The organism is Micromonospora sp. NPDC005206 (assembly GCF_040608175.1).
Classification (GTDB): domain Bacteria; phylum Actinomycetota; class Actinomycetes; order Mycobacteriales; family Micromonosporaceae; genus Micromonospora.
Window position 1 is genome coordinate 1 of sequence record NZ_JBEXHU010000055.1, and the last position, 9,181, is coordinate 9,181.

At 53.5% G+C, this 9,181-nt stretch carries 4 protein-coding genes, 1 tRNA gene and 3 rRNA genes; 4 read left to right on the forward strand and 4 right to left on the reverse strand.

Annotation, left to right across the window (positions count from 1 at the left end):
* The 3 genes from ABZU69_RS36465 to ABZU69_RS36475 form a co-directional block, all read left to right on the forward strand.
* Positions 1-730 (forward strand): ABC transporter permease subunit (locus ABZU69_RS36465; protein ID WP_354968781.1); only part of this gene is annotated, 730 nt, incomplete at its 5' end.
* Positions 731-739: 9 nt separating this feature from the next.
* Entirely contained in the window at positions 740-1,843 is a 1,104-nt protein-coding gene (locus ABZU69_RS36470; RefSeq protein ID WP_126796495.1) for an amino acid ABC transporter permease, read from the forward strand.
* Between the two features lie 40 nt (positions 1,844-1,883).
* Complete coding sequence (locus ABZU69_RS36475) at positions 1,884-2,609, forward strand: amino acid ABC transporter ATP-binding protein (RefSeq protein ID WP_072051426.1); 726 nt, start codon at positions 1,884-1,886, stop codon at positions 2,607-2,609.
* A 106-nt stretch (positions 2,610-2,715) separates the two neighbouring features.
* Here ABZU69_RS36475 and rrf read toward each other — a convergent pair.
* From rrf to ABZU69_RS36495, 4 genes are all read right to left on the reverse strand, one after another.
* Positions 2,716-2,831 (reverse strand): 5S ribosomal RNA (gene rrf / locus ABZU69_RS36480).
* Between the two features lie 70 nt (positions 2,832-2,901).
* Positions 2,902-5,806, reverse strand: a 23S ribosomal RNA gene (locus tag ABZU69_RS36485).
* 193 nt (positions 5,807-5,999) lie between these two features.
* Positions 6,000-6,075 (reverse strand) — tRNA-Glu (locus ABZU69_RS36490).
* 84 nt (positions 6,076-6,159) lie between these two features.
* Positions 6,160-7,699: ribosomal RNA gene (locus tag ABZU69_RS36495) — 16S ribosomal RNA — on the reverse strand.
* Together the 16S, 23S and 5S rRNA genes with 1 tRNA gene alongside form the textbook arrangement of a ribosomal RNA operon.
* A gap of 496 nt (positions 7,700-8,195) precedes the next feature.
* On the opposite strand from ABZU69_RS36495, the gene ABZU69_RS36500 reads away from it, so the two are divergent.
* Positions 8,196-9,149 carry a nickel/cobalt transporter gene (locus ABZU69_RS36500; protein WP_126797471.1) on the forward strand — a complete coding sequence of 318 codons (954 nt, stop codon included), beginning with the start codon at positions 8,196-8,198 and terminating at the stop codon, positions 9,147-9,149.
* The last annotated feature ends 32 nt before the right edge of the window (positions 9,150-9,181 follow it).

Below are 9,181 nucleotides of genomic sequence, written 5' to 3' on the forward strand. Positions count from 1 at the left end.
TCCCGGTCCCCGCCAGGCCGTCGACGCGTTTGAGCTGTTTTTCCTGAGTAACCGTGGGTTGTCCATTCCTTCTCCTCAGCCGGGTGAAGGGCTGTACGCTTTTATCGGCGCGATTGTGATAGCGCTTGCGCTCTCTGCGGGGGTATTCCGTTTTAACCGCAAGCATCAGATCAAAACCGGTCAGCTTCGTAGAACCTGGCCCACGGCAGTTGTCCTGATCGTTAGCCTGCCGCTAATTGCACACGGGCTGTTTGGGGCCGCTTTGCACTGGGATATTCCACATCTGCGTGGCTTTAACTTTCAGGGCGGGATGGTATTAATTCCCGAGCTGGCGGCCCTGACGCTGGCGCTGTCGATTTATACGTCCGCGTTTATCGCAGAAATTATCCGTGCAGGGATCCAGGCCGTACCTTATGGACAGCACGAGGCGGCACGCTCGCTGGGATTGCCCCATACCGTGACGCTTCGTCAGGTCATCATTCCGCAGGCTTTACGGGTCATCATTCCCCCCCTGACCAGCCAGTATCTCAATATTGTCAAAAACTCGTCGCTGGCCGCTGCGATTGGTTATCCGGATATGGTGTCACTCTTCGCCGGAACCGTGCTTAACCAGACCGGACAAGCCATTGAAACCATCGCCATCACGATGTCTGTCTATCTGATCATCAGCCTGGTGATTTCACTGCTGATGAACCTTTATAACCGCCGTATAGCACTGGTCGAGCGCTAAGGATCTATGATGACAAAAGCGATACTGTCGCACTCCTCGCGCCCTGCCAACTCGACAGGTGGACGTTTCATTCTCTGGGCGCGTAAGAATCTGTTCTCCAGCTGGAGCAACAGCCTGCTGACGATTGTCTGCCTGTGGCTCATGTGGGAATTGATTCCTCCCCTGCTGAACTGGGCGTTTTTACAGGCCAACTGGGTCGGTTCAACCCGAGCAGACTGCACAAAAGCCGGCGCCTGCTGGGTGTTTATTCATGAGCGCTTCGGCCAGTTCATGTATGGATTGTATCCCCACGAACAGCGCTGGAGGATTAATCTGGCGCTGGTTATCGGCCTGCTTTCTGTCGCGGCCATGTTCTGGAAAAAGCTGCCACATCGTGGACGCTATGTTGCTGCCTGGGCCGTAGTTTATCCGATTATTGTCTGGGTACTGTTGTATGGCGGTTTCCTGGGACTGGAACGCGTTGAAACACGCCAGTGGGGCGGGCTGACGCTGACGCTGATTATCGCTTCAGTGGGGATAGCCGGTGCTTTACCGTGGGGGATTTTACTGGCCCTGGGGCGGCGTTCAAAAATGCCGATCGTCCGCGTGCTCTCCGTTATCTTCATTGAGTTCTGGCGCGGCGTACCGCTTATCACCGTGTTGTTTATGTCGTCGGTCATGCTGCCGCTGTTTATGGCAGAGGGAACAACCATCGACAAGCTGATCCGTGCCCTGGTGGGGGTGATTCTCTTCCAGTCCGCCTATGTCGCTGAAGTTGTGCGAGGTGGTTTGCAGGCGTTGCCTAAAGGCCAGTACGAAGCGGCGGAATCACTGGCTCTCGGTTACTGGAAAACGCAGGGGCTGGTCATTCTTCCACAGGCACTCAAGCTGGTCATTCCGGGTCTGGTCAATACGATCATTGCCCTCTTCAAGGATACCAGCCTGGTGATCATCATCGGATTGTTCGATCTCTTTAGCAGCGTGCAACAGGCAACCGTTGACCCTGTCTGGCTGGGTATGTCCACCGAAGGATATGTCTTTGCTGCCCTGATCTACTGGATCTTTTGTTTTAGCATGTCGCGCTACAGCCAGCATCTGGAAAAGCGCTTTAACACCGGGCGTACACCGCACTGAGGAAATTATGAGCCAAATAACTATGACACCCGCCGACGCGATGATTACGCTGGAAAATGTGAATAAATGGTACGGACAATTTCATGTCCTGAGGGACATTAATCTTAAGGTAAAGCAGGGAGAACGCATCGTCCTTTGCGGCCCTTCTGGATCCGGAAAATCCACAACCATCCGCTGTATTAATCATCTTGAAGAACATCAGCAAGGACGCATTGTGGTTGATGGTATCGAGCTGAATGAAGATATCCGCAATATCGAACGCGTACGTCAGGAAGTAGGAATGGTATTTCAGCACTTTAATCTGTTTCCGCACCTGACCGTTCTGCAGAACTGTACGCTTGCGCCAATTTGGGTACGAAAGATGCCGAAAAAGGAAGCGGAGGCGTTGGCAATGCACTACCTGGAGCGCGTACGTATCGCAGAGCATGCCAATAAGTTTCCTGGCCAGATATCGGGTGGCCAACAGCAGCGTGTCGCTATCGCTCGTTCGCTGTGTATGAAACCGAAAATTATGCTGTTTGATGAACCGACATCTGCCCTCGATCCGGAAATGGTGAAAGAGGTTCTGGACACCATGATTGGGCTGGCGCAATCCGGTATGACCATGCTGTGCGTGACGCATGAGATGGGGTTTGCGCGAACCGTGGCCGATCGGGTGATCTTTATGGACCGCGGGGAGATTGTTGAGCAGGCACCGCCGGATGAGTTCTTTGCGCATCCGAAGTCAGAACGTACGCGAGCATTCCTGTCGCAGGTGATTCATTAGTCGTTTGCTCTGCCGGGTGGCGGCTTCGCCTTACCCGGCCTACCGTTTTTTCGGCGCATAAACGCAAAAAGGCCATCCTTGCGGATGGCCTCTTCACTTATTTGATGCCTGGCAGTTCCCTACTCTCACATGGGGAGACCCCACACTACCATCGGCGCTACGGCGTTTCACTTCTGAGTTCGGCATGGGGTCAGGTGGGACCACCGCGCTAAAGCCGCCAGGCAAATTCTGTTAATCTGTATCAGGCTGAAAATCTTCTGTCTCTCGTCCGCCGAAACAGCTTCGGCGTTGTAAGGTTAAGCCTCACGGTTCATTAGTATCGGTTAGCTCAACGCATCGCTGCGCTTACACACCCGACCTATCAACGTCGTAGTCTTCAACGTTCCTTCAGGACCCTTAAAGGGTCAGGGAGAACTCATCTCGGGGCAAGTTTCGTGCTTAGATGCTTTCAGCACTTATCTTTTCCGCATTTAGCTACCGGGCAGTGCCATTGGCATGACAACCCGAACACCAGTGATGCGTCCACTCCGGTCCTCTCGTACTAGGAGCAGCCCCCCTCAATTCTCCAGCGCCCACGGCAGATAGGGACCGAACTGTCTCACGACGTTCTAAACCCAGCTCGCGTACCACTTTAAATGGCGAACAGCCATACCCTTGGGACCTACTTCAGCCCCAGGATGTGATGAGCCGACATCGAGGTGCCAAACACCGCCGTCGATATGAACTCTTGGGCGGTATCAGCCTGTTATCCCCGGAGTACCTTTTATCCGTTGAGCGATGGCCCTTCCATTCAGAACCACCGGATCACTATGACCTGCTTTCGCACCTGCTCGAGCCGTCACTCTCGCAGTCAAGCTAGCTTATGCCATTGCACTAACCTCCTGATGTCCGACCAGGATTAGCTAACCTTCGTGCTCCTCCGTTACTCTTTGGGAGGAGACCGCCCCAGTCAAACTACCCACCAGACACTGTCCGCAACCCGGATCACGGGTCTACGTTAGAACACCAGCCATTAAAGGGTGGTATTTCAAGGATGGCTCCACGCAGACTGGCGTCCACGCTTCAAAGCCTCCCACCTATCCTACACATCAAGGACCAGTGTTCAGTGTCAAGCTATAGTAAAGGTTCACGGGGTCTTTCCGTCTTGCCGCGGGTACACTGCATCTTCACAGCGAGTTCAATTTCACTGAGTCTCGGGTGGAGACAGCCTGGCCATCATTACGCCATTCGTGCAGGTCGGAACTTACCCGACAAGGAATTTCGCTACCTTAGGACCGTTATAGTTACGGCCGCCGTTTACCGGGGCTTCGATCAAGAGCTTCGCGTTACCGCTAACCCCATCAATTAACCTTCCGGCACCGGGCAGGCGTCACACCGTATACGTCCACTTTCGTGTTTGCACAGTGCTGTGTTTTTAATAAACAGTTGCAGCCAGCTGGTATCTTCGACTGATTTCAGCTCCACCCGCAGGGGCTTCACCTACATATCAGCGTGCCTTCTCCCGAAGTTACGGCACCATTTTGCCTAGTTCCTTCACCCGAGTTCTCTCAAGCGCCTTGGTATTCTCTACCTGACCACCTGTGTCGGTTTGGGGTACGATTTCGTGTTACCTGATGCTTAGAGGCTTTTCCTGGAAGCAGGGCATTTGTTACTTCAGCACCGTAGTGCCTCGTCATCACACCTCAGCGTTAAAAGGTACCGGATTTACCTGGAACCTCCGCCTACATGCTTAAACCGGGACAACCGTCGCCCGGCTAACATAGCCTTCTCCGTCCCCCCTTCGCAGTAACACCAAGTACAGGAATATTAACCTGTTTCCCATCGACTACGCCTTTCGGCCTCGCCTTAGGGGTCGACTCACCCTGCCCCGATTAACGTTGGACAGGAACCCTTGGTCTTCCGGCGAGCGGGCTTTTCACCCGCTTTATCGTTACTTATGTCAGCATTCGCACTTCTGATACCTCCAGCATGCCTCACAGCACACCTTCAACGGCTTACAGAACGCTCCCCTACCCAACAACGCATAAGCGTCGCTGCCGCAGCTTCGGTGCATGGTTTAGCCCCGTTACATCTTCCGCGCAGGCCGACTCGACCAGTGAGCTATTACGCTTTCTTTAAATGATGGCTGCTTCTAAGCCAACATCCTGGCTGTCTGTGCCTTCCCACATCGTTTCCCACTTAACCATGACTTTGGGACCTTAGCTGGCGGTCTGGGTTGTTTCCCTCTTCACGACGGACGTTAGCACCCGCCGTGTGTCTCCCGTGATAACATTCTTCGGTATTCGTAGTTTGCATCGGGTTGGTAAGCCGGGATGGCCCCCTAGCCGAAACAGTGCTCTACCCCCGAAGATGAGTTCACGAGGCGCTACCTAAATAGCTTTCGGGGAGAACCAGCTATCTCCCGGTTTGATTGGCCTTTCACCCCCAGCCACAAGTCATCCGCTAATTTTTCAACATTAGTCGGTTCGGTCCTCCAGTTAGTGTTACCCAACCTTCAACCTGCCCATGGCTAGATCACCGGGTTTCGGGTCTATACCCTGCAACTTAACGCCCAGTTAAGACTCGGTTTCCCTTCGGCTCCCCTATACGGTTAACCTTGCTACAGAATATAAGTCGCTGACCCATTATACAAAAGGTACGCAGTCACACCACGAAGGTGCTCCCACTGCTTGTACGTACACGGTTTCAGGTTCTTTTTCACTCCCCTCGCCGGGGTTCTTTTCGCCTTTCCCTCACGGTACTGGTTCACTATCGGTCAGTCAGGAGTATTTAGCCTTGGAGGATGGTCCCCCCATATTCAGACAGGATACCACGTGTCCCGCCCTACTCTTCGAGTTCACAGCCTGTGTGCTTTCGTGTACGGGGCTGTCACCCTGTATCGCCGGACTTTCCAGACCGTTCCACTAACACACAAGCTGATTCAGACTCTGGGCTGCTCCCCGTTCGCTCGCCGCTACTGGGGGAATCTCGGTTGATTTCTTTTCCTCGGGGTACTTAGATGTTTCAGTTCCCCCGGTTCGCCTCGTTAACCTATGTATTCAGTTAACGATAGTGTAACGAATCACACTGGGTTTCCCCATTCGGACATCGCCGGGTCAAAGGTTCATATCACCTCGCCGGCGCTTTTCGCAGATTAGCACGTCCTTCATCGCCTCTGACTGCCAGGGCATCCACCGTGTACGCTTAGTCGCTTAACCTCACAACCCGAAGATGTTTCTTTCGATTCACCATCGACTTGCGAAAATTTGAGATACTCGAACACACCATTAAAGATGTGTCGTTTCAATTTTCAGCTTGATCCAGATTTTTAAAGAGCAAATATCTCAAACGTCACCCGAAGATGAGTTTTGAGATATGACGGCAGGTGACTTTCACTCACGAACCAGCAAGTGGCGTCCCCTAGGGGATTCGAACCCCTGTTACCGCCGTGAAAGGGCGGTGTCCTGGGCCTCTAGACGAAGGGGACGTGAAGTCTCAATCGCAAGACGCCTTGCTATTTACTTTTCATCAGACAATCTGTGTGAGCACTGCAAAGGCAGGTTCTTTAAGGTAAGGAGGTGATCCAACCGCAGGTTCCCCTACGGTTACCTTGTTACGACTTCACCCCAGTCATGAATCACAAAGTGGTAAGCGCCCTCCCGAAGGTTAAGCTACCTACTTCTTTTGCAACCCACTCCCATGGTGTGACGGGCGGTGTGTACAAGGCCCGGGAACGTATTCACCGTAGCATTCTGATCTACGATTACTAGCGATTCCGACTTCATGGAGTCGAGTTGCAGACTCCAATCCGGACTACGACGCACTTTATGAGGTCCGCTTGCTCTCGCGAGGTCGCTTCTCTTTGTATGCGCCATTGTAGCACGTGTGTAGCCCTACTCGTAAGGGCCATGATGACTTGACGTCATCCCCACCTTCCTCCAGTTTATCACTGGCAGTCTCCTTTGAGTTCCCGGCCGGACCGCTGGCAACAAAGGATAAGGGTTGCGCTCGTTGCGGGACTTAACCCAACATTTCACAACACGAGCTGACGACAGCCATGCAGCACCTGTCTCAGAGTTCCCGAAGGCACCAATCCATCTCTGGAAAGTTCTCTGGATGTCAAGAGTAGGTAAGGTTCTTCGCGTTGCATCGAATTAAACCACATGCTCCACCGCTTGTGCGGGCCCCCGTCAATTCATTTGAGTTTTAACCTTGCGGCCGTACTCCCCAGGCGGTCGACTTAACGCGTTAGCTCCGGAAGCCACGCCTCAAGGGCACAACCTCCAAGTCGACATCGTTTACGGCGTGGACTACCAGGGTATCTAATCCTGTTTGCTCCCCACGCTTTCGCACCTGAGCGTCAGTCTTTGTCCAGGGGGCCGCCTTCGCCACCGGTATTCCTCCAGATCTCTACGCATTTCACCGCTACACCTGGAATTCTACCCCCCTCTACAAGACTCTAGCCTGCCAGTTTCGAATGCAGTTCCCAGGTTGAGCCCGGGGATTTCACATCCGACTTGACAGACCGCCTGCGTGCGCTTTACGCCCAGTAATTCCGATTAACGCTTGCACCCTCCGTATTACCGCGGCTGCTGGCACGGAGTTAGCCGGTGCTTCTTCTGCGGGTAACGTCAATTGCTGTGGTTATTAACCACAACACCTTCCTCCCCGCTGAAAGTACTTTACAACCCGAAGGCCTTCTTCATACACGCGGCATGGCTGCATCAGGCTTGCGCCCATTGTGCAATATTCCCCACTGCTGCCTCCCGTAGGAGTCTGGACCGTGTCTCAGTTCCAGTGTGGCTGGTCATCCTCTCAGACCAGCTAGGGATCGTCGCCTAGGTGAGCCGTTACCCCACCTACTAGCTAATCCCATCTGGGCACATCTGATGGCAAGAGGCCCGAAGGTCCCCCTCTTTGGTCTTGCGACGTTATGCGGTATTAGCTACCGTTTCCAGTAGTTATCCCCCTCCATCAGGCAGTTTCCCAGACATTACTCACCCGTCCGCCGCTCGTCACCCAGGAGCAAGCTCCCTGTGCTACCGCTCGACTTGCATGTGTTAGGCCTGCCGCCAGCGTTCAATCTGAGCCATGATCAAACTCTTCAATTTAAGTTTGATGCTCGTGAATTAAACTTCGTAATGAATTACGTATGTTCACTCAGAGACTTGGTATTCATTTTTCGTCTTGCGACGTTAAGAATCCATGTCACTTTGAGTGCCCACACAGATTGTCTGATAAATTGTTAAAGAGCAGTGCAACGCGGCTTTCGCTCACCGTTGCGAGGTGGCGTATATTACGCTTTCCTCTTTCAGAGTCAACCCGTTATTTCAGGATTTTTTCTCTTCAACCGACCGGCTGTTGTGTGAAGTGATTCACATCCGCCGTGTCGATGGAGGCGCATTATAGGGAGTTCTCAGCTGGCCGCAACCGCTAAATGACAGAAAAATGACTGACTGCTGCATTCCACAGCAAAACCCCGCCTTATACCCTTTTATGCACAAAGTTATCCACAATCATGAGCGGATCGCGATGCGATCCCACGAATTGAGCGAGAAGATCAACTATACTAGCGGCAAATATTCTCCTCAGTGCAGGCCCACCCTCATGACCACACAACGCCTCGCCCGCGACTGGCGTCTCCCTACAGCAGGGGTGATGCTGCTGGCACTCCTCTTTGCCGGTTTTACCCTGCATGCGCACTGGAACGCCTTTATCCAGTGGTGTCTCGCCACGCAAATTACGCTGCACCGCTATCTGGTGATGTATCTGCTGCAGCTTAATAACCACCAGTACAGCGGCGGATTATGGCTGTTAACGGGGGCTTTCCTTTATGGTGTCCTTCACGCCATCGGACCCGGACACGGAAAGTTCATCGTGACGACCTATCTGACCACCAATAAGGAAAGCGAGTTGGCCGCCCGGGTCGTCCCCTTCCTGGGTAGCCTGATGCAGGGCGTCAGCGCCATTCTGTTTGTCTTTATTCTGGCGGTAGGGTTTAACCTCGCCTCCGGGGATATCAGTACCAGCCGCTGGTACGTGGAGAAGATAAGCGCAGTGCTTATTGGCGCATTCGGTGCTTTTGTCATTTATCAGGCGCTGAAGAGCCTGCGCCCGCGCAGGATGTCTATCTCCGCCATCAAGCCTCTTCATCAGCACGATGAACACTGTGGCTGCGGCCATCACGGCGTAGGTACAGACCTGACGCAGGGCGACTGGAAAACCCGTCTGGGCGTGATTCTGGCAATTGGCGCACGCCCGTGCAGCGGGGCGATCATGATTCTGATGTTTTCGAATGCGCTGGGCATTGTCACCTGGGGAGTGGCCGCGGTCATGACCATGTCTTTGGGCACCGCACTTTCTATTGTGGGGCTTTCCCTGGCTGTACGTTACGCCCGCGAGCGCACGGTGACCTGGTTCGGAGAAAGCGCTTCATTAAGATGGCTGGTGCCAGCAGTCAAAATAGCCGGAGGGATAGTCCTGATCCTGTTTGCGACGGTGCTGTTCCTGACGGTGATCCCCGTCAGCGCCAATGGCGACTACATCGCTGCCGGATGCTAATAAAAGAAAACCCGCCGTTGGCGGGTTTCTTT